This is a genomic window from Janibacter sp. GS2 (assembly GCF_051200835.1).
Lineage (GTDB): Bacteria > Actinomycetota > Actinomycetes > Actinomycetales > Dermatophilaceae > Janibacter.
This window is the reverse complement of sequence record NZ_CP195161.1, coordinates 967,312-990,278: the sequence shown is the minus strand read 5'-3', so window position 1 is coordinate 990,278 and position 22,967 is coordinate 967,312. Positions and strand designations below refer to the sequence as shown.

The following is a 22,967-nucleotide window of genomic DNA, read 5'->3' as shown; positions in this document are numbered from 1 at the left end:
TTACCTGAACAGGTCGGGGCCCCCCAGACAAGGAATAGAGCGCCGCGATCCCCCCTTCGTTATGTCACCGCAACCCACGGGTGACCGACGCCCGGCCCCCACCGCACGGCCCTGCACACAGTCAACTGTCAGCGAACGTCCAGACTGCAGGCGCACACTCACTGGGGTGAACACCACTCCCGCCTCCGCCGAGCCGAGCCCGCACCTGCTCGTCGTCGAGGACGAGCCCAACATCCGCGAGCTGTTGGCGACCTCCCTGCGCTTCGCCGGGTTCGAGGTCGAGATGGCCGGTGACGGCGCCACGGCGCTGGACATCGTCCACCGGGTCGAGCCGGATCTCATCGTCCTCGACGTCATGCTCCCCGACATCGATGGTTTCGAGGTCGCCTCCCGCCTGCGCGCCACCGAACGCCACCAGCCGATCCTCTTCCTCACCGCCCGCGACTCCCTCGACGACAAGCTCAAGGGTCTGACCGTCGGCGGCGACGACTACGTGACCAAGCCCTTCTCCCTCGAAGAGGTCATCGCCCGGATCCGGGTCATCCTCCGACGCACCCAGGACGTCCCCTCGGCGGAGTCCGTGCTGCGCTTCGCCGACCTCGAGCTCGACGACGACGCCCACGAGGTCCGGCGCGCCGGCGTCTCGGTCGATGTCTCCCCCACCGAGTTCAAGCTCCTGCGCTACCTCATGCTCAACCCCAACCGCGTCCTGTCGAAGACGCAGATCCTCGATCACGTGTGGGACTACGACTTCCGCGGTGAGGTCGGCATCGTCGAGTCCTACATCTCCTACCTGCGGCGCAAGATCGACACCGAGGGCCACCAGCCCCTGATCCACACCAAGCGCGGCTTCGGTTACGTGCTGCGCCTCCCCCCGGAGTGACCAGCGGCGTGCAGCGGGTCACCGCGCCGATCGTCCGCCGCCTGGAGAGGATGCCCCTCACCTGGCGGCTCATCGCCATCCTGCTCACGCTCCTCCTGGCCGCGATGCTCACGACGTCGACGGCGACCGCGTACCTCCTCCAGCGCGACCTCAAGCAGAACGTCGACGAGCAGCTGCGGGCCGTGGCCTACCCCATCGCCCGCGACACCTCCGCGTACGCGCAGGACGACGGTGAGTTCTACCAGCAGCGACGCAGCACCGCCGGCCCGACGAACTTCTTCCTCCTGCGCCAGCCCGCCGACGGCTCCAACTGGCGCTACGCGGCGCCGACCGGGGTGGACATCCGCCCGGACGTGCCGACCCTCTCCCCGAGCGATCCGCGGGTCCTCTCCGGCCAGCCCTTCACCATCGACTCGGTCGACGGCGACACGCGGTGGCGCGTCATCGCCGGTCGCTACACGGACAACTCGACCTTCGCCGTCGGCATGCAGCTGTCCGGGGTCAACCACACGGTGCAGCGCTTCGCGGTCTTCTCGACGCTGATGAGCCTCATCGCGGTGACCGCCGGCGGAGTGCTCGGCTGGTTCGCGACCCGAAGGGCGTTCCGCCCCCTTCGTCGCATCGAGGACACCGCGGCGGCGATCGCCGCCGGCGACCTCACCCGCCGCGTGCCCGTGCGCGCGAGCCACGACGAGGTGGCCAGCCTCAGCGACTCCCTCAACTCCATGCTCGGTCAGGTCGAGCGCAGCTTCAGCGTCCAGGAGGCGTCCGAGCGCAAGATGCGCCAGTTCGTCGCCGATGCCAGCCACGAGCTGCGCACCCCGCTCGCCACCGTGCGCGGCTACGCGGAGCTCTACCGCCAGGGAGCCGTCCCGGACCCCGAGCACGTCGCCCAGGCCATGGCCCGCATCGAGGGCGAGGCGTCCCGGATGGGCGTGCTCGTCGACGACCTGCTCCTCCTCGCACGCCTCGACGACGAGCGCCCCCTCGACAAGAAGGACATCGACCTCGTCGTGCTCTGCGCCGAGACGGTCCACGACGCCCGGGCCCGCTTGCCCCACCGCACGATCCAGCTCACCGGACTCGACGGCGAGCTCCAGCCGGTCATGCTCCCCGGGGACGAGAGCCGCCTGCGCCAGGTGCTGGGCAACCTCCTGGGCAATGCGCTGATGCACACCGCCGACGACGTCCCGGTCGAGGTCGCCACCGGTGTCCACGGGTCCACCGCGGTCCTCGAGGTCCGCGATCACGGGGCGGGCGTGGACCCAGCGGTCGCCGAGCGGGTCTTCGAGCGCTTCTACCGCGCCGACAAGGCCCGCTCCCGCGCCCGCGGGGGCAGCGGTCTGGGGCTCGCGATCGTCGCCGCCATCGTCAGCCAGCACGACGGCACCGTGCGCGCCCTCCAGACCCCCGGCGGCGGCGCGACCTTCCGCGTCGAGCTGCCGGGACGGGTGCCGGAGCGCCCCGACCGGGTCTGAGGAGCACCGCGACACGCTGGCCCTTGCCCGCACAGCAAGCTCACAGGCCAGACCAAGGGACATCCGATGTCCGGGGCGCACGCTGGAGGCACCGCCTCGACAAGGAGCCACCATGGACGAACCGACCCAACCCCTCATGCCGTACACCCCCCAGCCCCGGCGGCCGCGCCGCCGTAGTCGGCGGGTCGGCGAGCTCACCGCGGTCTCCCTCCTCTCGGCCGCGCTGGCCACGGGAGGCACCTGGGGGGCGATCTCCCTGGCCTCCGACGACTCGCCCGGCTCCGGAAGCACCGGCACGGGTACCGCTGCCACGGCCTCGGGCTCGGGCACGGCTGACGCGCAGCCCGTGAGCTCCGCCGCCAAGCAGTCCCCGGACTGGAATGCCGTCACGTCGACGGTCGCTCCGAGCGTCGTGGCGATCGGGGTCAGGGGCGAGAGCACCGGCGGCGAGGGCTCCGGCGTCGTCCTCGACGACGAGGGCCACGTGGTGACCAACAACCACGTCGTCTCCGGCGCCGGTGACAACGCCAAGATCACCGTCACCCTCGACGGTGGAGCGACCTATGCGGCGACCGTCGAGGGGACCGACCCCTCCACCGATCTGGCGGTCATCACCATCACCGATCCCCCGAATGACCTGCACCCGATCAGCGTCGGCTCGTCGGCCGGCCTGACGGTCGGCGACCCGGTCATGGCGGTGGGCAACCCGCTCGGTCTCGCCGGGACGGTGACCACCGGCATCGTCAGCGCCCTCGATCGTCCCGTGGCCACCTCCGCCCAGGAGGAGCAGCAGCAGCAGGGCTCCCCCTTCGCCCAGCGGCAGGAGTCGCAGTCCTCCCCCGTGGTCACCTCTGCCATCCAGACCTCGGCAGCGGTCAACCCGGGGAACTCCGGTGGCGCGCTCGTCGACGCCTCCGGGCGTCTCGTGGGCATCAACTCCTCGATCGCCAGCGTGGGCAGCTCCGGCGGGCAGTCGGGCAGCATCGGCATCGGCTTCGCGATCCCCGCCGACGAGGTGACGTGGATCGCCGAACAGCTCATCGAGAACGGCACGGCCGAGCACGCCTTCCTCGGCGTCACACCGCAGGACGGCCAGGCCACCGAGGGAGCCGCCACCCACAGCGGCGCGGAGATCACCTCCGTGAGCGAAGGGAGTCCCGCCGCGTCCGCCGGGCTCGAGACCGGGGACCTCGTGACCGGGATCGATGACTCCCCGGTGGCCTCGGCGGAGTCCCTCGTCGGCCTCATCCACGCCCGTCGGATCGACTCCTCGGTGGCGCTCACGGTCATCCGCGACGGCCAGGAGAGGACCATCGACGTCACCCTGGGCACGGCCCCCAGCTCGGATGCCTGAGCGGTCCCAGCGGACTCACAGGCCGATGCCAGCGCGGTCCAAGTTCGGGTGTGCAGAGTGGGGGTCAGGAGCACAGGAGAAGGAAGCACTGGCCGCCCATCGTTTCCTCCCCCGATGCAGGTACCACCTTCCTCCGGCTCCCACAGGGGTGCTACCCCCCGCCTTCGGGTGTGGCGTCTGAAGGCGGGTGTTGAGTAGCCGAACTCATGCCCCCGGTGTGCTGATCACAGCACACTGGGGGCATGAGCATTTCTGGAGATGCGACCCTCGACTCGGTACGGGCCCTCGAGGACGACTTCGCCGAGGCGATGTCCCACATGTACTCCGTCGGCAACGACCTGGCCCGACTCCGCGCCCGTCTTGCGCTCGAGACCTCCCCCGCCGCGTGGGACCCCGTCGCCCCGCCGGTCGCACCCGCTGCCCCGGCCGCATCGGCGGCACCGGCAGCACCAGCGGCACCGGCGGCACCGGCGGCACCGGCAGCGCAGCATCCGGCTGAGACGGACACCCGGCCCGTTCCCGCCCTGGCCCGTACCCACCCCGGCCACGTGACGCCGCCGCCCGCGGCAGCGGCCCCCTTCGCCCGGCAGCCGAGCACGGCCCCGCCCGTCCCGCCGCCGCCGATGCCGGCCGCACCCGCGCAGCCCTGGTGGCAGCGCGACGGCGTCGTGGCGAAGATCCTCGCGGTCGTCGGCACCGGGATCACCCTCATCGGTGTCGCCTTCCTGCTCGCGCTCGCGATCCAGATGGGCTTCTTCGGTCCCCTCGCCCGCGTGCTCAGCGGGGCGATGCTCGCGGTCGGTCTCGTCGTCGTCGCGCTGGTCGTGCGCCGCCGGCAGGACAGCACCATCGGCGCCCTGGGCCTGGCTGCGACCGGTGTCGCCACCGCCTTCCTCGACGTCCTCGCCGTGACCCGCATCTACGAGTGGGTCCCCACCGCGCTGGGACTGCTCCTCGCCGGCCTCGTGGGCCTCGGCGGTCTGCTCCTCGCCCGCGCCTGGGACAGCCAGCTGCTCGCGGTCATCGCCGTCGTCGGGGTGGCCCTGCTCGCGCCGACGGTGGGCTATGACCACCTCCTGCTCACCGGTGCCTTCCTCGTGGTCCTGACCATCGCCGCGTGGCCGGCCCAGATCTCGCGCGACTGGTTCTTCCTCGAGCTCGCGCGGGTCCTCCCGACGGCCCTCTTCGTCAGCATCCTCGTCGCCACCGACGAGCCGGACGGTGCCGTCGCACTGCTGGCCATCTCCTTCACCGCCTTCGTCCTCGTGGCGAGCCTCGCCGGGACCCGGGTCCCCGCCCTGCCGGGGCAGCTCGGTGTCCTCGTCCCGGTGGCGGCGCTCCCGATGCTCTTCGCCGGGCTCGCCGTGGACCACCGGTGGGTCGGGACCTGCCTGCTGGTCGCGCTCACCTGCATGCTCGTCCTCGTCGCCGGGCTCGCCCGGGAGTCCGACCGGACCCCGACCCACCAGCGCCTGCGCGAGATCTGCCTCGGCACCGCGGGCCTGTCCTCGCTGCTCGCGCCCCTCCCGGCCACCGACGTCGGCGCCTGGACCGTGCCGGTCCTGCTCGGCGTGTCGCTCGTGTGGGCCGGTGCGGCGCTGGCGCTGCGCCACCAGTTCCTCCTGTGCGTCGCCCTGGCGACCTCCTTCCTCAGCCTCCTGTGGGCCACCCCGCTCATCGGCTACCTGCTCTCCCGTGGGCTCTCGCCCGACGTCGGGATGGAGCACCTCGTCTCCGCGGTCGTCATCGTCGCCCTCCTGCTCACCCTCGCCCGGGCCGTCACCACGCTCCTCCCGGTCCTCGACCCGCTCACGTCGCGCGTGCTGCTGGCCGGTGCGGTGCTGTGGGCCGGCGGCGCCGTCATCCTCCTGGGCGTCCTCGTCGGCGGGCTCCTGGACGACCCGCGGGGCGGCTTCACGGCCGGTCAGACCGGCGCGACCCTGCTCTGGTTGGGCACGGCGGCGGCGCTGCTCCTGCGTGGGCTGCGCGGCTCGTCGATCGCCGTGCCCGCCGGGCTCGCGATCGCGGCCTTCAGCGTCGGCAAGCTGCTCCTGTTCGACCTGGCCTTCCTCGGGGGCATCGCGCGGGTGCTCAGCTTCATCATCGGTGGCCTGCTGCTGCTGGCCATGGGCGCCGGCTACGCCCAGGCACTCGAGCGCTCCCGACGTCGGGGCACGGAGCCTGTGGACAACCTCCCGGTCGGCGGGCCGGTTCCTCCTACGGTCTGAGGGACAGGCGGATCGACCGGTCCACCTGTCCGGATCCACCCGAAGGGGAGCCCATGAGCCAGTTCACCGTCAACACCGAGAGCATCGCCGGGAGCGCCACCGACGTCAGCCGCATCTCGGAGGAGGTCGAGAGCTCCGTCTCGCAGATGATGACCCGGCTGACCCAGCTGCAGAGCGAGTGGACCGGCTCGGCCTCGGGCTCCTTCCAGGAGCTCATCAGCGAGTGGCGCAGCACCCAGCGCCAGGTCAAGGAGAGCCTCGACGACATCTCCCGCGTCCTGGGTGAGGCCGGCCGGACCTACTCCACCACCGAGGACGGGGTGAAGTCGACGCTCACCTCGGGGGGCTCCCGCCGGTGATGTCGGGTCGATGACGAAGGGGGCCGGTGCCCGGAGATCCCCCCGGCACCGGCCCCTTCGCCCGCTCACTCCGCTGCGATCGCGTCCAGGACGTCCATCCGCGAGGCCCGCCAGGCGGGCACGACGGCGGCGAGCACCCCGACGACACCGGCGAGTGCGACGAAGACGATCAGCTGCAGCCACGGGATGGCCAGCTCGGTGATGCCGTCCTCGACGAGCGAGCGCTGGATCGCCACGCCGGCGACGACACCCAGACCGATGCCCAGCAGCGCACCGAGCAGCGCGATGGCGATCGACTCCAGCCGGATCATCCGCCGCAGCTGGGCGCGGGAGAGCCCGACCGCGCGCAGCAGCCCGATCTCCCGGGTCCGCTCCATGACCGACAGGCCGAGGGTGTTGACGATGCCGAGGACGGCGATGATGATCGCCAGCCCGAGCAGCGCGTAGATGATGTAGAGCAGCTGGTCGATGAAGCCGCGCTGCTCGTCCGCGAAGGCCTGCTGGTCCTTGAGGGTCACCAGGGGCTGCGCCCTGATCAGCTCCTCGATGTCCTTCGAGACCGCCTCCGTGTCCGCCCCGTCCTCGAGGAAGACGAAGGCCATGTTGTCGGCCCCCTGGCCGCCCATCTCGCGGACGGTCGCCACCGACATGAGCACGTCCGGGGTCCCGAGGGTGGTCGTCTCCTCGTAGAAGCCGGCGATCCGCAGCTCCCGTGTCGCCTCGCCGATCGTCACCTCCACGGTGCCGCCGACCTCCCGGCCGGTCCGGTGGTTGGTCGAGAGCATGACCGAGTCCTCGCCGATGTCGGTCGTGCCCTCGGAGGCCTCGAGCTCCTCGATGTCGGCGAAGGTCCCGGGATCGATGGCGACGGTGTTCAACTGGCCGCCGTCGACGATCGCCGAGACGTAGCGGATCGGCGAGACCGCACGGACCCCGTCCACCTGCGCTGCCTCGGCGGTGATCCTCGACGAGTACGGCTGGCCGATGGCATTGCTCAGGACGTAGTCCGCCCGGAAGCTCTCCTTGATCTGCTTGTCGATGCTCGCGGTCGCGCTCGACGCGACGACCCCCATGAGGGCGACGAGCGTCATGCCGATCATCAGCGCCGACGCCGTCGCGGCCGTGCGGCCCGGGCTGCGCACCGTGTTCTGCTCGGCCATCCGCCCGATGCTGCCGAAGAGCGCCCGGTAGATCGCGCCCAGGCCGGCGATGACCGGACGTCCGACGAAGGGGGACAGGAAGGCCGTGCCGAGCACGAGCCCGATGATGCCCCCACCGATCCACCAGATCTCCCGGCTCTCCGCGACGAAGAGGCCGAAGAGGAAGGCGAGCACCCCGAGGACGAGCACCCCCACCTCGAGGGCGCGACGGAGCGGGTGGTCCTTCGTCGTCTCGACGGTGTCGCGCATCGCGGCGACGGGCGGGATGGACCCGGCCCGGTGGGCCGGCAACCAGGCCGCGAGCATCGTGATGATGATGCCGACGAGGTAGACGGCGATGACCGTGCGCGGTGCGAAGACGAGCCCCGTGCTGCTGATGTCCAGGCCGAAGGTCGCGAAGAGCGCCGTGATGGCCTGCGCGAGCAGCACGCCGAGGGCCAGGCCCAGGGTCGCGCCGAGGACGCCGACGACGAAGGCCTCCAGGAGCACCGACCGCACGACCTGTCGGCGGCTGGCTCCGATGGCCCGCAGCAGGGCCAGCTCCCGCCCCCGCTGGGCGACGAGGATGCTGAAGGTGTTGATGATGAGGAAGGACCCCACGAAGAGCGCGATGCCGGCGAAGACGAGCAGGAAGGTCGTGATGAAGCTCAGCGCCTGCTGGCTGGAGTCCTCGTTCTCCTGCGCGAGCTGCGCCCCGGTCCTCCCCTCGTAGGACTCGGGGACCAGCGGCTTCGCCTGCTCGAGCAGCTCCGCGCTGTCCACGCCGTCCTTGGCCGTGAGCCACACCGTCGAGTACTCGTCCTTGCCCTCCATGAAGTACTTCTGCATCGTCGTCGTGTCGAAGACGGTGATCGAGGCGCCGGCCGTGCCCCCTTCGCCGAAGGCCACCGACCCCACGACCGTCGCCGTGATCTCGGGACGGTCACCGGCGGTGACCAGGGTGATCTCGTCACCGATCTCGTGCCCGCCACGCTCCAGGGTGGCCTCGTCCACCGCGACCTCACCCTCCGTGGTGGGCACGCGCCCGTCGACGACCTGGATGGGCTCCTCGCCGAGCTGGTTCGGGGCGTCGTTGTAGTTGAAGGCCATGGCGGGAGCCCCCTGGCCGCCGACGACGTTGCCGTTGTCCCCGACGACGAAGACCCCCATCGCCTCGACGTTGCCGTCCGCCCGCTCTGCCCCCGGCAGGTTGGCGAACTTCTCCACCTCGCCGGCGGAGAGGCGCGCACCGGTGGAGCCGCCGTACTGGTCGACCTGCTCGGGCTGGATGACGACGTCCCCGACCGTGCCCTCGAAGATCCCGTCGAAGGTGCGACCGAGGGTGTCGGTGAAGATCAGCGACCCCGCGACGAAGGCCGTCCCGAGGATGATCGCCATGGCGCTCATGACCAGGCGCGCCTTGCGGGCCAAGAGGCTCTTGATGCTGGCCCTGAGCATCAGTGGACCCCGTTGCTCAGCGCGAGCATCCGCTCCAGGACGGTCTCGCGGTCCGGGCCCCACAGCTCGTCGACGATCTTGCCGTCGGCGAGGAAGAGGACCCGGTCGGTGTGCGCGGCCGCGACGGCGTCGTGGGTGACCATGACGATCGTCTGGTCGAACTCGTCCACGCTGCGACGCAGGAAGCCGAGCACCTCGGCCCCGGAGGTGGAGTCGAGGTTGCCCGTCGGCTCGTCGGCGAAGATGATCGACGGCTTCGACATCAGCGCGCGTGCGCAGGCGACGCGCTGCTGCTGTCCACCGGAGAGCTCGCTCGGGCGGTGCTTCAGGCGGTCGGTCAGGCCAATGGTGGAGATCACGAGGTCGAACCACTCCGGCTCGGGCTCCTGCCCCGCGATCGCCAGCGGCAGCAGGATGTTCTCCTTGGCGGTGAGCGTCGGGATGAGGTTGAAGGCCTGGAAGACGAAGCCGATCCGGTCCCGGCGCAGCTTCGTCAGCGCCTTCTCCTTCAGGCGGGTGATGTCGGTGTCCCCGACGTGGACCCGCCCGGCGCTGACCTCGTCGAGGCCGGCGAGGCAGTGCATGAGGGTCGACTTGCCGGACCCCGACGGGCCCATGATCGCCGTGAACTGCCCGGCGCCGATGTCCAGGTCGATCCCGTCGAGCGCCGCGACCGACGCCTCACCCCTGCCGTAGGTCTTGTGCAGACCGTGCGTGCTTGCGGCCACCTGCGTGCCCATGTCCCACTCCCTGATGTGTCGTCGTGTCGCGACAAACCTAGGGGTGGGCCGGGCGAGGCGTCACTGGGGTATGCCCCCGACGTGCTCCTGGGGTGGCCGGGAGCGGTCGGCACCGGCCAACCCCTCCATGTGGATGGTCGCGACCGTGCGCAGGACCGGCTCCCCACCCGCGACGGCGTCGCCGGTGACCCAGCGCAGCGTCATGCCGCCCCCTTCGTCGTCGTCGACCTCCGCGTACGCGAGGTTGTTGTCGAACCACGGCCCGTCCGTCACCCGCCACGGGTGCTGCGGGTCCTCGACCCCGGTGGTGCGCTGCGCCAGCCACCGCATGGGTCGCACCAGGCTCTTGGTCATCTGCGACATGAGCACCCGGACCCCGCGGGGCATCGGGTTGCGGATGGGGCTGCACACCGCCTGGACGATGCGGCTGTGCGAGCCCTGGGCGGCCGGGTCACTCACCTCGGCGACGTAGGAGTTGTGGACGTCGCCGGAGAGGAAGGTGATCGACGCCGGCGCCTCGCCGCGCTCGCCGCGAGCGACCGACATCACGAGGTCGAAGACCTCGACGAAGCCGGACTGGAAGGCCCCCCAGTGCTCGAGGTCGACCGTCTGACGCACCAGCTCGCTGGCTCTGCGCACGGGCCCCGAGCGGTTCGGACCGGCGAGCGACTCGCTGATCGCCTCCGCGTCGTGCAACCCGGGCGGCAGGAGGAAGGGGAGGGAGGTCCCGATGAAGAGGTGGGAGAGGTCGCCGGTCATCTTCTCGTCGAGCCAGGCCAGCTCGACGTCGTCGAGCATGGAGCGGCGGTGCGGCTCGAGGACGCGGGCGGCGCGGGAGTCGAGCATGATCAGCCGCGAGCGCCCCAGGGCCCGCGTGTAGCTCCACCGGTAGGCCTCCGGGTCGCGGTCCACCCGGGCGACCAGCGACCGCAGCTCGTGCGTGAGGTCGACCTCGCCGGGTCCCGCGCCGTCGAGGAGGGACCAGATCTCGTCGGCCGCCAGCTCCTCGGGCGCGAGGTTGCCGATGTGCTGGTAGACCCAGTACGAGCACAGGCCCGCGATGAGGCGCTCGTGCCACCACGGCGTGGCGTTCATCTCCTGGTGCCAGGACCACGAGGTGTTCCAGTCGTCGCGGATGTCGTGGTCGTCGAAGATCATCGCGCTCGGCACGCAGGAGAGGACCCAGCGGATCGCCGGCTCGCTCCAGGCGAGGCGGTAGAGCTCGGCGTACTCGGCGTAGTCCTTGATCTCGGTGTACGGCGGCTCGTCGATGTCGCGACGGGCGGCGATGAAGTCGTGCATCTGCGGGTTGGTCTCGTCGGCGTAGACCTGGTCCCCGAGGAGGGCGAGGGCGTGGGGGCGGCTGCTCTCCCCCTTCGCCAGGGAGAGCGCCATGGTGCGCAGTGCGTCGACACCGTGGCTGCGGTGGTGCTCCGCGTCGTGCGGGACGCTGGTGCGGCAGGAGCCGAAGGCCAGGGTGGTGGGGCGAGCGTGGTCCAGGGTCGCGATGCTCGAGGCGGGGAAGGGAGAGTCCGGCAGCGGCCAGACGGGCTCGTCGCCGATGAGCACCTCGTAGTCGTAGGTGCGTCCCGGCTCCAGCTCGTCGAGCAGGACGAGCGCGTAGTGGTGCTCCTCGACGCGGAAGGTCGGGGCGCTCCACGTGAGCCCGTCGGCCCGCACGCTCACGGTTGCGGCATCCGCGGTCTCGACCCAGATGCTCGCATTGTGCTCGCCGACGAAGCGCAGCAGCGGGCCGAGGACGAGGGGGTCGCGTTGAGAAGTGGACATCCCACCCATCATCCGCCCACTTCCTGAGAAAAGGACGAAGGGCGGCTCCCCGTTCTCGGGGAACCGCCCTTCGTGCCGTGTCGCTGGGGGGATCGGCTCAGAAGCCCATGCCGCCCATGCCGCCCATGTCGTCGCCACCGGGCATGGCCGGGGCGCTCTTCTCGGGCTTGTCGGCGATGACGGCCTCGGTGGTGAGGAAGAGCGCCGCGATGGAGGCGGCGTTCTGCAGCGCGCTGCGCGTCACCTTGGCCGGGTCGATGATGCCCAGGGCGATCATGTCGACGTACTCACCGGTGGCGGCGTTGAGGCCCTCACCAGCGGGCAGGCCGCTGACCTTCTCCGTGACGACGCCGCCGTTGAGGCCGGCGTTGACGGCGATCTGCTTCAGCGGGGCACCGGCCGCGACGCGCACGATGTTCGCGCCGGTGGCCTCGTCACCCTCGAGCGAGAGCTTCTCGAAGGCGGCCGTGGTCGCCTGGAGCAGCGCGACGCCACCACCGGCGACGATGCCCTCCTCGACAGCGGCCTTGGCGTTGCGCACCGCGTCCTCGATGCGGTGCTTGCGCTCCTTGAGCTCGACCTCGGTGGCCGCGCCCGCGCGGATGACGGCGACGCCGCCGGCGAGCTTGGCGAGGCGCTCCTGGAGCTTCTCGCGGTCGTAGTCCGAGTCGGAGTTCTCGATCTCGGCCTTGATCTGGTTGACCCGGCCGGAGATCTGGTCCTGGTCGCCGGCACCCTCGACGATCGTCGTCTCGTCCTTGGTGACGACGACCTTGCGGGCCTTGCCGAGCAGATCGAGCTCGGCGGTCTCCAGCGAGAGACCGACCTCCTCGGAGATGACCTGGCCACCGGTGAGGATCGCGATGTCCGCGAGCATCGCCTTGCGGCGGTCACCGAAGCCCGGAGCCTTGACGGCCACGGACTTGAAGGTGCCCTTGAGCTTGTTGACCACGAGGGTGGACAGCGCCTCGCCCTCGAGGTCCTCGGCGATGATCAGCAGCGGCTTGCCGGACTGCATGACCTTCTCGAGGATCGGGAGCAGGTCCTTGATGTTGCCGATCTTGGAGTTGGCGATGAGGACGTAGGGGTCCTCGAGGACCGTCTCCATGCGCTCGGTGTCGGTGACGAAGTAGCCGGAGATGTAGCCCTTGTCGAAGCGCATGCCCTCGGTGAGCTCGAGCTCGAGCCCGAAGGTGTTGGACTCCTCGACGGTGATGACACCTTCCTTGCCGACCTTGTCCATGGCCTCGGCGATCTTGGCGCCGATCTCCTGGTCGGCAGCGGAGATGGAGGCCGTGGCAGCGATCTGCTCCTTGGTCTCGATCTCCACGGCCATCGACAGCAGCTCGTCCGAGACGGCCGAGGTGGCCTTCTCGATGCCGCGCTTGAGGGCCATCGGGTTGGCACCGGCGGCGACATTGCGCAGACCCTCGCGCACGAGCGCCTGGGCCAGCACGGTGGCCGTCGTCGTGCCGTCACCGGCGACGTCGTCGGTCTTCTTCGCAACTTCCTTGACGAGCTCGGCCCCGATCTTCTCGTAGGGGTCGTCGAGCTCGATCTCCTTGGCGATGGACACGCCGTCGTTGGTGATGGTGGGGGCTCCCCACTTCTTCTCCAGGACGACATTGCGGCCCTTGGGGCCGAGGGTGACCTTGACGGCGTCAGCGAGGGTGTTCATACCCCGCTCGAGGCCGCGACGGGCCTCCTCGTCGAAAGCAATGAGCTTTGCCATTCGGGTGGTTCCTCCACGCGAATCGAAGGGGCGACCGGTGGGTGCCCGCGACGGACGGAGAACGACCACCCGGCTCACGTCACCGTGCGGTCGCGCCCCTCACCTTGACCGGTCAGGACTGTCACTCTCACAGGGAGAGTGCTAAGGGTCATTATTGGCACTCTCCACCGTCGAGTGCAAACGCCCCCCCGCTCCGGCCGGGCGCTGCACGCCCCCCAGTGCTCGGGCCCAGCGCTCGGGCGCAGCTCAGGTTCGCGGGTGGTGATGCTCGAAGGTCGCGCGCATCGAGCCGTCCGCGTCCGAGGACACCGGGTCGTCGAGATCGGCGACGAAGACGGCGACGAGCTCCCGGGCCGGGTTGGCCGCGACCTCCTCGAGGACGGCGCGCCAGGCGACGAGGTTCGGGTGGTCCAGCTCGGTGCACGCCCGGGCGGGCTCGAGCCCCTCGACCGCGGCGCCGAGCTGGCTGGCGGACAGCGAGAGGGTCGCGGTGGACCCGTCGTGCCGCAGGACCGAGGCGAGGACGACCGCCGCCAACCCGTGGCGCCCGTCGGGAGCGTTGACGTGGGGGTACTCCCAGTCCGGGTCGCTGCTCGCGGGCGTGATGCCGACGGCCCAGGCGAGCGGCTGGGTCCACCCGTCGATCCGCCCGGCCAGGTGGTCCCTGATCGCCGCCAGGCCGGCCGGGGTGCTCCAGTCCAGTTCGCTCATGGACCCACTCTGCCAACACGAGAGGCGGCTGCGACACCCCCTGCTCGCCACAGCCGCCTCTGGTCCATCCCACCTGCACGGACGCAGCACCCCGGCGAGCGGTTCCCCCGGCCGCGATTCCGTCACCCCTTCGTGACCTTCGGGGTCGGCGAAGGGGGCGACGGCGCGCCTGGCGCACCTCGGCGGCGGGGCGCGGCCCGCCGGTGGTCTCAGACCTCGAAGCCCAGGCGGCGGGCGCTGCGGGTGCGCTGGCGCTGGTCACGCAGGCGACGCAGGCGCTTGATGAGCATCGGGTCCTCGGAGAGGGCCGCCGGGTTGTTGATCAGCGCGTTGAGCACCTGGTAGTAGCGCGTGGAGCTCATGTCGAACAGCTCCTTGATCGCCTGCTCCTTCGAGCCGGCGTACTTCCACCACTGGCGCTCGAAGGCCAGGATCTCGCGGTCACGGTCCGTGAGCGGGACCGAAGGGGTCGTCTGGCTGGAGGGATTGGCCTGGTTGGCGGAGTTCACGCTCGGCAGCGTACCGACCGAATCACACGCCTGTCATTCCCTCGGCGTGTCGGCTGGACAGGACCGCCACACGCCGTCGCAGGCGCCCCCTTCGCCACACCAGCCACACCCGTCAGGCCATCGAGTCGAGGATCGCCGTGATGTCCTCGGTCGTCGTCTGCGGGTTGACGATGGCGAAGCGGGCGAGGGTCTCGCCCGCGTGGGTCGTCGGCACGATGAAGGCGAACTCGTCCGCGAGCATGCGATCCGACCACGCCCGGTAGTCAGCGGCGCTCCAGCCGCGGCGCCGGAAGACGACGACGGTCAGGTCGCGCTGCCCGACGATCTCCAGCTCCTCACGGCTGGCGATCTCGGCCTCGGCGAAGGCGGCGACCTCGAGGGTCCGCTCGACCGCCGTCGCGTACGCGTCGGTGCCGTGCGTCGCGAGGGAGAACCAGAAGGGCAGGCCCCGGGCGCGTCGGGTCAGACCGACCGAGAAGTCGGCCGGGTTCCAGTCCGAGGCCTCGGTGAGGACGTCGAGGTAGCCGGCGTGCTGGGTGTGCGCCGCCCGCCCCGCCGCCGGGTCCCGGTAGATCAGGGCACAGCAGTCGAAGGGGGCGAAGAGCCACTTGTGCGGGTCGACGATGAAGGAGTCGCAGTGCTCGACCCCGGCGTACAGGTGGCGGATGGAGGGCGCAGCCAGGCCGGCGCCGCCGTAGGCGCCGTCCACGTGGAACCAGATGCCGAACTCCCGGCAGACCTCGCCGACCGAGGCGAGGTCGTCGATGATGCCGAAGTTCGTCGTACCCGCGGTGGCCACGACGGCGAAGTAGGTCTCCGGGCCGTGCTCGAGCAGGACCTCGCGCAGCCGCTCGCCGGTGAGGCGTCCCCGCCCATCCGGCGTGACGGGGGTCAGCTCGGCGTCCATGACCTCGCAGGCCGAGGCGATCGAGGAGTGCGCGCCGTCGGTCGTCGCGACCCGGAAGGGGCGCTGGCCCGCCGGGGCCGCGTGACGTGCCTTCGCCCGGGCGGCGACGAGGGCGGAGAGGTTGCCGATCGTGCCTCCGGGGACGAAGGCCCCGCCGGATGACTCGGGCAGCCCGACGAGGTCGCAGATCCACCGCAGCGCCTGGTTCTCGGCGTAGACGGCACCGGACCCCTCGAGCCATGAGCCGGCGTAGATCGAGCTCGCCCCGACGACGAGGTCGAACATCGCGGAGGCCTCGGTCGGCGCGCACGGGATGAAGGAGAGGTAGCGCGGGTGGTCCACGGACAGGCACGCCGGCGCGAGCACCTCCGCGAAGAGATTCATCGCCGCCTGCCCACCCATGCCCTCAGCGGTGATGGTCCGCCCGGCCGCCTCCTCGAGCTGCTCGGGGGTCAGCGAGTGGTCCAGGGGCACCGGGTCCAGGCGCATCCGCTCCGCGGAGTAGTCGAGGACGACCCGCTCGAGCTCGGCCAGGGAGGTGTTGTCGTCGGGGAATCCATGCACGACGAGCACTCTAGGGCTGCATCCGCGTCGACATCGAGCACGGCGCAGAGGCAGACCTGCACGGTCGATAGATTGAGGGTGTGACTGCGCGCCCCCTGACCGACCTCGTCCACCCCTCGTGGGCCGACGCCCTCGAGCCGGTGGCGCCGACGATCACCCGGATGGGGGACTTCCTGCGGGCCGAGGTCGCGAACGGCCACGGGTACCTGCCGGACGGGGACGCCGTCCTGCGGGCCTTCACCATCCCCGTGGACGAGGTCCGGGTGCTCGTCGTCGGCCAGGACCCCTACCCGACGCCGGGCCACCCGGTCGGGCTCTCCTTCGCCGTGGCCCCCGACGTCCACCCCCTTCCGCGGTCGCTGCAGAACATCCACCGCGAGCTCGTCGACGACCTCGGCGTGCCCCACCCGGGCCACGGTGACCTCACCGCTTGGGCCGAGCAGGGCGTCATGCTGCTCAACCGCTGCCTCACCGTGCGCCCGGGTGCCCCGAACAGCCACCAGGGCCAGGGGTGGGAGGCGGTGACCGACCGGGCGATCGAAGTCCTCGCGCACCGCGAGGGTCCCCTCGTCGCCATCCTCTGGGGGCGCAGCGCCCGCGACCTCGCCCCCCGCCTGGGGACGCACCCCTGCGTGGAGAGCGCCCACCCCTCCCCGCTGTCGGCCCGGCGCGGCTTCTTCGGTTCGCGTCCCTTCAGCCGCACCAACGACCTGCTCACCGGACTGGGCGCCGCGCCCATCGATTGGAGACTCCCGTGACCACCCACCCCGCCCACCCGTGGCGTCGCTATGTCGCCATCGGCGACTCCTTCTCCGAGGGGATGTCCGACGCCGACCCGCGCGCCGAGGGCCGGTACATCGGGTGGGCCGACCGGCTCGCCGCCGACCTGTCGACCCGGCTTCCCGACGGCGAGTTCAGCTACGCCAACCTCGCGATCCGCGGCCGCAAGCTCGACGACGTCATCGGCCCCCAGCTCGACACCGCCCTGCGGATGCAGCCCGACCTCGTCTCGATGGTCGGCGGCGGCAACGACATCCTCAGGCCCAAGGTCGACCTCGACGAGATCGCCGACCGCCTCGACCGAGCGGTCGCGACCATCCGCGTCACCGGCGCCGACGTGCTCCTGGCCACCCCGGCCGACCCCGTCGACGCGGGGCTGCTGTCCCCCCTTCGCGCCCGGCACGGCGTGCACACCGCCAATGTCTTCTCCATCGCCCAGCGCCACGGCGCCCACGTGCTCAATCTCTGGGGCATCCGGGCGCTGCGGGACTGGCGGCTGTGGGCCACCGACCGCATCCACCTGAGCACGGAGGGGCACCGGCGCCTCGCCCAGGCGGCGCTCGTCGCGCTGCACCAGCCGGTGAGCGACGCCCGCTGGCACGAGCCCCTCGACCCGGCTCCCGCCGTCCCGCGCCGCGAACAGGTGGCCGGCGGAGCCCGGTGGGCCCGCACCTACGCCGGACCGTGGGTCCAGCGCCGGCTCACCGGCCGCTCCTCCGGCGACTCGGTGACGGCGAAGATCGCCGAGCCGACCCCCTTCGGCCCCCGGGACCTCCCCGCCGACTGACCCCGCCCACCCCCCTTTCGCATCTGCCTAGGCAGATGCGCAGGAGCGCGGCCGGACCCCGCATTTGCCTAGGCAGATGCGAAGGGGGTGGCGCAGGTGCGGCTGATACGGTCCGCACATGACGCAGATGCGGGTCTCCGAGGCGGCCGAGCTGCTCGCTGTCTCCCCGGACACGGTCCGGCGATGGATCGACGGCGGGCGGCTCACGGCGACGAAGGGCGAGGGAGTCACCCTCGTCGACGGCGGCGACCTGGCCCGCCTCGCGCAGGAGGTCGCCCACCCACCGGCCGTCGGCCCGGTGCGCGAGGAGTCCGCGCGCAACCGGATGCGCGGCATCGTCACGGAGGTGCAGCGCGACGGGATCATGGCCCAGGTGAGCCTCCAGGCCGGGCCCTTCCGCGTCGTCTCGCTCATGTCCCGCGAGGCCGCCGACGAGCTCGGCCTCGAGCCGGGAGTCGTCGCGGTCGCGTCCATCAAGTCGACCAATGTCGTCATCGGCACCCCCGGAGGGTCCTCGTGAGGCGCACCGCCGCCGCCCTCGGCGCCGCGGCCCTGGCCCTCACCGCCTGCGGCTCCTCCGACTCCGGCAGCGGCGGCACCACGACGCTGCGGGTCGCCGCGGCCGCCTCCCTGACGGAGTCCTTCGAGGAGATCGGCGCCGACTTCGAGGCAGCGAACGACGGCGTGCAGGTCGAATTCCAGTTCGCCGGGTCCTCCGACCTCGCCACGCAGATCGACAACGGCGCCGGGCTCGACGTCTTCGCCTCCGCGGACGAGGCGAACATGGCCAAGGTCGAGGACGCCGCCGAGGGCGAGCCGACGACCTTCGCGACCAACACCCTGACGATCATCACCGAGCCCGGGAACCCGCAGGAGATCACCGGCCTGCGCGACCTCGAGCAGGAGGACCTCGCCGTCGTCGTCTGCGCCCCGCAGGTCCCCTGCGGCGCGGCCGCCGAGACGCTGCTGACGCAACAGGACGTCACCCTCGACCCCGCGAGCGAGGAGTCGAAGGTCACCGACGTGCTGACCAAGGTCAGCAGCGGCGAGGCCGACGCCGGCCTGGTCTACGTCACCGACGCGGCCAGTGCGGGGGACGACGTCGAGACGGTCCCGACGAAGGGGGCCGACCGGGTGGTCAACACCTACCCCATCGTGGCGCTCGCCCACAGCGAGAACGGCGAGGAGGCCGCCGCCTTCGTCGACCACGTCACCGGACCGGAGGGCCGCGCGGTCCTGCGCGAGAAGGGATTCGGCGCTCCGTGACCCCACCCCGCTGGCTGTGGGTGCCGGCGGCGGGGGCCGTCCTCGTCGTCGTCATCCCCCTGCTCGGGCTGATCAGCTCGGTCGACGCCGCGCAACTGTGGCCGCTGCTGACCTCACCGGCCTCGGTCACCGCGCTGCTGCTCTCCCTGCGCACCGCGGCCGCCGCGACCGCGCTGTGCGTGCTGCTCGGTACACCGCTGGCCATCCTCCTCGCCCGTGGGCGGTGGTTCGGGCTGTCCGTCCTGCGCGCGCTCGTCCTCGTCCCCCTCGTCCTGCCACCGGTGGTCGGCGGGCTGGCGCTGCTGACGACCTTCGGCCGCAGGGGCCTGCTCGGGGAGCACCTCGTCGCCGCGGGCCTGTCCATCTCCTACTCGACCACCGCCGTCGTCCTCGCGCAGACCTTCGTCGCGCTCCCCTTCCTCGTCCTCGCCCTCGAGGGGTCGGTCCGTGGCCTGGACCGCCACCACGAGGAGACCGCAGCCACGCTCGGCGCCGGCCCGTGGCGGCGCCTGACGCGGGTCACGCTGCCGCTCGTGGCGCCCGGTCTGCTCTCGGGAGGCGTCCTCGCCTTCGCCCGCGCGCTCGGGGAGTTCGGCGCGACCCTGACCTTCGCCGGGTCCGCCCAGGGCCGCACCCGCACCCTGCCGTTGGAGATCTACCTCCAGCGCGAGAGCGACCAGGACGCCGCGATCGCCCTCTCCCTCGTCCTCGTCGTCCTCGCCACGCTCATCGTCGGCACCGTCTACGCCCGCACGACGAGGTCCACCCGATGAGCCTGCAGGTGAGGGCCCGCTGGGCCGAGCGCGGGCTCGACGTCAACCTCGACCTGCCCGCCGGGCGGCACGCGGTCACCGGCCCCAACGGCGCCGGCAAGTCCTCGCTGCTGTCGGTCATCACCGGCCTGTCCCACCCGGACAGCAGCCGCGTCCTCCTCGACGACCGCCCCCTCGACACCGTGGCACCGCACCGCCGCCGGATCGCGCTCATGAGCCAGGCGACGCGGCTCTTCCCCCACCTGAGCGTGCGCGACAACGTCGCCTTCGGGCCGCGCAGCCACGGTCAGGGACGAAGGGGGTCCCGCGCCACCGCCGACCACTGGCTGGAGGTCGTGGGGATGGGTTCCTTCGCCGGGCGCCGACCCGCCCAGCTCTCCGGCGGGCAGGCGGCCCGCGTCGCCCTCGCCCGGGCCCTCGCCGCCGAGCCGGCCGCCCTGCTGCTCGACGAGCCGCTGGCAGCCCTCGACGTCGAGGCGACCCCCGCGATGCGGGCCGTCCTCGCCGACGTCACCCATGCCCGCGAGGACCTCGTCGTCGTGCTCGTCACCCACGACGTGCTCGACGTCCTCACCGTCGCCGACGGGCCCGCCGACACCCTGACCGTCCTCGGCGAGCGCGTCGAGCACGGCCCGGTGCGTGCGGTCCTCGAGCACCCGCGCAGCGCCTTCACCGCCGGCCTCGCGGGGGTCAACCTCGTCCACGGCGAGGCCCGGCCCGGCTCGGGTGCGACCACGACCGCCGCCGACGGCGTGCTGGACATCGCCACCGGCCCGCACGACGTGACGGGCGCGGCCTGGGTGACCTTCACCCCTGACGCGGTCTCCCTCCACCGGGACCGGCCACAGGGATCACCCCGCAATGTCTGGCGGGGGCGGGTCTCGCGGATCGAGGCGCACGCGGGTCGGGCCCGGGTGTGGCTCGACCTGCCGCTGCCGCTGAGCGCCGAGGTGACGCCTGCGGCGCTGGCGGAGCTCCCCCTTCGTCCCGGGGACGGGGTGTGGGTCTCGGTCAAGGCGAGCCAGGTGCGGGTGCACCCCGCGCACGCCGACCCGCTCAGCTGAGCCGGCCGTCCCGGAAGTCGCGGAAGGCGGCCCTGGAGTCGCTGTCGAGCCGCACGATCGACTGCCCGGACTGCATCCCGGTCGGCCCCTTGGCGACCTCGTGGCCGATCTGTGTCGGCGTGACCCGGTAGAAGGCCGCGGTGAACAGCAGCATGTCCTCGGCCGAGAGGTTGCTGCTCGCCTCCTCGTCGATGACGCTCAGCGCCTCGGGCAGCGCCTCGGGGCCGCGCAGTCGGGCCTGGATCGCCGCGGCGGCCAGCAGCAGCCCCTGGTTGCGGGAGCGGTCGAAGTCCCCGCCGGGGAGGGTCTTGCGCTCGCGGGACCAGGCGAGGGCCTCGGTACCGTCGAGGTGGTTGTACCCCTTCTTGATCGTGCCGCCGGTGAGGTGGGAGCGCATCGCCTTCGGCGCGATGAAGTTCAGCCCCCCGAGCTCGTCGACGATCGCGCCGAAGCCCTCGAAGCCGGTGACGATGTACCCGTCGACGTCGATGCCGCTGATGCTCGAGACCGACTCCGTCTGACCCTTCGCGCCGGCGAAGACCATCGAGGAGTTGAGCTTGCCGTGGCCCTGCCCCGGGATCGGCACCCACAGGTCCCGGGCGAAGCCCATGAGCCCGGCGCCGCCGGAGCCGTCGACACCGAGCAGCTGGATCGCGTCGGCCCGCGAGCGCTCGACCTGCTCACCGGGGCGGGCGTCGCTGCCGATGACGAGGACGTGACGGCGGCCCCCGAGGTCGGCCGTGCCCTTCGCCCCCAGGCTGGGCCACCACCCGCCGACGACCTTCCAGCCCTGCCGGCCCTTGGGCCGCACGGCCAGGGTGACGTCGTCCTCGGCGGTGACGACCGCGACCTTCGCTCCTCGCCAGCTGCCGGTGGTGGCCGTGCCCTTCACCGAGCGGGAGCCGTACTTCGTCGCGACCGCCGTGGTCAGGGAGGCCGGGGCGTCGGCGATCTCGACCGTCCGCTCGGCGGTGGTGGACGAGGACGTCGACGACTGGGAGGACGACGGGGAGGACGACGGGGAGGAGGACGAGGAGGCGGTCTCCTGCCCTTCGTCCGCGCTGCCCGAGCAGGCGGCGAGGGTCAGCGCGAGGGCGGTGGTGGCTGCGGTGGCGCTCAGGGCGAAGGGGGGTCTCACCCCTCCACCGTAGGTGTCGTACCGCCCGTCGTCGCCCGCGTCGGGGCGGGTGTTGGGTCGAAGGCACCGGACCCTCTTACAGTGGAGCGCATGGCAGCAACGAGGCTCATGCCCACGGAGCTCGGTGACGATCTCATCGAGCTCACCCGCACGATCTGCGACAAGTCGCTGCGGCCCCAGGTCGACGAGGTCGAGGCGCGCGCGGCGAGCGATGAGTACTTCCCGCGAGAGGTCTTCCGCACCCTCGGTCAGGCGGGGCTGCTCTCCCTTCCCTACCCGGAGGAGCTCGGGGGCGGCGGGCAGCCCTACGAGGTCTACCTCCAGGTCGTCGAGGAGATCGCCTCCGCGTGGATGTCCGTCGCGGTCGGGGTGTCGGTGCACTCGCTCACCTGCTACGCCGTGCACAGCTTCGGCAGCCAGGAGCAGCAGGAAGCGCTCCTGCCGGACATGCTCTCCGGGGAGCGCCTCGGCGCCTACGCCCTGTCCGAGCCGCTCGCCGGCTCCGACATCGCGGCGATGACCACGCGGGCGAGCGCCGATGGTGACGACTGGCGCCTGCGTGGCCGCAAGGCGTGGATCTCGCACGCGGGCCACGCGGACTTCTACACGACCTTCGCCCGCACGAGCGACGAGGGCGCCCGGGGCATCAGCGCCTTCGTCGTGCCCGGTGACGCGGAGGGACTCTCCTTCGGGGCCCCGGAGAAGAAGATGGGCTTGCACGGCGACACGGTGCGCGAGGTCATCTACGACGACGTGCCCGTCACCGGCGACCGCCTCGTCGGCCAGCAGGGCAAGGGCATGGCCATCGCCCTCTCCGGCCTCGACGCCGGTCGGCTCGGCATCGCCGCCGCCGCGACCGGCCTGGCCCAGGCCGCCCTCGACGTCGCGGCGAAGTACGCCACCGAGCGCGAGCAGTTCGGCCGGACCATCGCCAGCAACCAGGGCCTGGCCTTCCTGCTCGCCGACATGGAGGCCGCGGTGACGAGCGCCCGCGCCACCTACCTCCACGCCGCCCGGCTGCGCGACGCGAGCCGCGCCTTCGGCAAGGAGGCCGCGGTGGCCAAGCTCATCGCGACCGACGCGGCGATGAAGGTCACCACCGACGCGATCCAGGTGCTCGGCGGAGCCGGCTTCACCCAGGACTTCCCCGTCGAGCGGTACTTCCGCGAGGCGAAGGTGACCCAGATCTTCGAGGGCACCAACCAGATCCAGCGGCTCGTGATCTCCCGCCAGCTGCTCGCCTCCCTCTGACCCCCCCTCCTCGCCCCGCGACAAAGTGTGGCTGGCCACCCTTCGTATGGTCAGCCGC

20 protein-coding genes are annotated in these 22,967 nt (G+C 71.7%); 12 read left to right on the top strand and 8 right to left on the bottom strand.

Annotated elements, in window-relative coordinates; translation table 11 throughout:
- Positions 1–166 precede the first annotated feature (166 nt).
- The 5 genes from ACR9E9_RS04880 (at position 167) to ACR9E9_RS04860 (ending at position 6,302) form a co-directional block, all read left to right on the top strand.
- On the top strand, positions 167–883 hold the full coding sequence (locus ACR9E9_RS04880; RefSeq protein WP_435202253.1) for a response regulator transcription factor: 717 nt from the start codon (positions 167–169) through the stop codon (positions 881–883).
- A gap of 8 nt (positions 884–891) precedes the next feature.
- Positions 892–2,361, top strand: a complete 1,470-nt coding sequence (locus ACR9E9_RS04875; RefSeq protein WP_435202251.1) for a sensor histidine kinase — start codon at positions 892–894, stop codon at positions 2,359–2,361.
- Positions 2,362–2,473: 112 nt separating this feature from the next.
- Positions 2,474–3,715 (top strand): S1C family serine protease, encoded by a 1,242-nt coding sequence (locus ACR9E9_RS04870; protein ID WP_435202249.1) that lies wholly within the window; start codon positions 2,474–2,476, stop codon positions 3,713–3,715.
- A gap of 242 nt (positions 3,716–3,957) precedes the next feature.
- Positions 3,958–5,943: a DUF2339 domain-containing protein gene (locus ACR9E9_RS04865; protein WP_435202247.1), complete on the top strand. Its 1,986-nt coding sequence runs from the start codon at positions 3,958–3,960 to the stop codon at positions 5,941–5,943.
- 53 nt (positions 5,944–5,996) lie between these two features.
- A complete protein-coding gene (locus ACR9E9_RS04860) occupies positions 5,997–6,302 on the top strand; it encodes a WXG100 family type VII secretion target (protein WP_435202245.1) in 306 nt (101 codons plus the stop codon).
- A gap of 65 nt (positions 6,303–6,367) precedes the next feature.
- On the opposite strand, the gene ACR9E9_RS04855 is transcribed toward ACR9E9_RS04860, so the two are convergent.
- The 7 genes from ACR9E9_RS04855 to ACR9E9_RS04825 form a co-directional block, all read right to left on the bottom strand.
- Positions 6,368–8,899, bottom strand: coding sequence for an ABC transporter permease (locus ACR9E9_RS04855; protein ID WP_435202242.1), 2,532 nt, complete (start codon positions 8,897–8,899; stop codon positions 6,368–6,370).
- On the bottom strand, positions 8,899–9,639 hold the full coding sequence (locus ACR9E9_RS04850; RefSeq protein ID WP_435202240.1) for an ABC transporter ATP-binding protein: 741 nt from the start codon (positions 9,637–9,639) through the stop codon (positions 8,899–8,901). Before ACR9E9_RS04850 ends, ACR9E9_RS04855 begins: the two co-directional genes overlap by 1 nt.
- Positions 9,640–9,699: 60 nt before the next feature.
- Entirely contained in the window at positions 9,700–11,427 is a 1,728-nt protein-coding gene (locus ACR9E9_RS04845) for an alkaline phosphatase D family protein (protein WP_435202238.1), read from the bottom strand.
- Positions 11,428–11,524: 97 nt separating this feature from the next.
- Positions 11,525–13,159: a chaperonin GroEL gene (gene groL / locus ACR9E9_RS04840; RefSeq protein ID WP_435202236.1), complete on the bottom strand. Its 1,635-nt coding sequence runs from the start codon at positions 13,157–13,159 to the stop codon at positions 11,525–11,527.
- A 246-nt stretch (positions 13,160–13,405) separates the two neighbouring features.
- Entirely contained in the window at positions 13,406–13,870 is a 465-nt protein-coding gene (locus tag ACR9E9_RS04835) for a hypothetical protein (protein ID WP_435202234.1), read from the bottom strand.
- Between the two features lie 209 nt (positions 13,871–14,079).
- Entirely contained in the window at positions 14,080–14,379 is a 300-nt protein-coding gene (locus ACR9E9_RS04830) for a DUF3263 domain-containing protein (protein WP_435202232.1), read from the bottom strand.
- 112 nt (positions 14,380–14,491) lie between these two features.
- Positions 14,492–15,850 (bottom strand): pyridoxal phosphate-dependent decarboxylase family protein, encoded by a 1,359-nt coding sequence (locus ACR9E9_RS04825; protein WP_435202230.1) that lies wholly within the window; start codon positions 15,848–15,850, stop codon positions 14,492–14,494.
- 80 nt (positions 15,851–15,930) lie between these two features.
- Between ACR9E9_RS04825 and ACR9E9_RS04820 the strand changes: the two genes are divergently transcribed.
- The 6 genes from ACR9E9_RS04820 (at position 15,931) to ACR9E9_RS04795 (ending at position 20,520) form a co-directional block, all read left to right on the top strand.
- Positions 15,931–16,608: a uracil-DNA glycosylase gene (locus ACR9E9_RS04820; RefSeq protein ID WP_435202228.1), complete on the top strand. Its 678-nt coding sequence runs from the start codon at positions 15,931–15,933 to the stop codon at positions 16,606–16,608.
- A complete protein-coding gene (locus ACR9E9_RS04815) occupies positions 16,605–17,417 on the top strand; it encodes an SGNH/GDSL hydrolase family protein (RefSeq protein WP_435202226.1) in 813 nt (270 codons plus the stop codon). The genes ACR9E9_RS04820 and ACR9E9_RS04815 overlap by 4 nt, the downstream gene beginning before the upstream one ends.
- Positions 17,418–17,535: 118 nt before the next feature.
- Positions 17,536–17,937 carry a TOBE domain-containing protein gene (locus tag ACR9E9_RS04810; protein WP_435202224.1) on the top strand — a complete coding sequence of 134 codons (402 nt, stop codon included), beginning with the start codon at positions 17,536–17,538 and terminating at the stop codon, positions 17,935–17,937.
- Complete coding sequence (gene modA, locus ACR9E9_RS04805) at positions 17,934–18,683, top strand: molybdate ABC transporter substrate-binding protein (protein WP_435202222.1); 750 nt, start codon at positions 17,934–17,936, stop codon at positions 18,681–18,683. The genes ACR9E9_RS04810 and modA overlap by 4 nt, the downstream gene beginning before the upstream one ends.
- Positions 18,680–19,456: an ABC transporter permease gene (locus tag ACR9E9_RS04800; RefSeq protein ID WP_435202221.1), complete on the top strand. Its 777-nt coding sequence runs from the start codon at positions 18,680–18,682 to the stop codon at positions 19,454–19,456. The genes modA and ACR9E9_RS04800 overlap by 4 nt, the downstream gene beginning before the upstream one ends.
- On the top strand, positions 19,453–20,520 hold the full coding sequence (locus tag ACR9E9_RS04795) for a sulfate/molybdate ABC transporter ATP-binding protein (RefSeq protein ID WP_435202220.1): 1,068 nt from the start codon (positions 19,453–19,455) through the stop codon (positions 20,518–20,520). The genes ACR9E9_RS04800 and ACR9E9_RS04795 overlap by 4 nt, the downstream gene beginning before the upstream one ends.
- Here ACR9E9_RS04795 and ACR9E9_RS04790 read toward each other — a convergent pair.
- Positions 20,513–21,658 carry an LCP family protein gene (locus ACR9E9_RS04790; protein ID WP_435202219.1) on the bottom strand — a complete coding sequence of 382 codons (1,146 nt, stop codon included), beginning with the start codon at positions 21,656–21,658 and terminating at the stop codon, positions 20,513–20,515. The two genes, ACR9E9_RS04795 and ACR9E9_RS04790, sit on opposite strands and share 8 nt — an antisense overlap.
- Before the next feature lie 90 nt (positions 21,659–21,748).
- Here ACR9E9_RS04790 and ACR9E9_RS04785 point away from each other — a divergent pair, with 90 nt between their 5' ends.
- On the top strand, positions 21,749–22,909 hold the full coding sequence (locus ACR9E9_RS04785) for an acyl-CoA dehydrogenase family protein (protein WP_435202218.1): 1,161 nt from the start codon (positions 21,749–21,751) through the stop codon (positions 22,907–22,909).
- Positions 22,910–22,967: the final 58 nt, after the last annotated feature.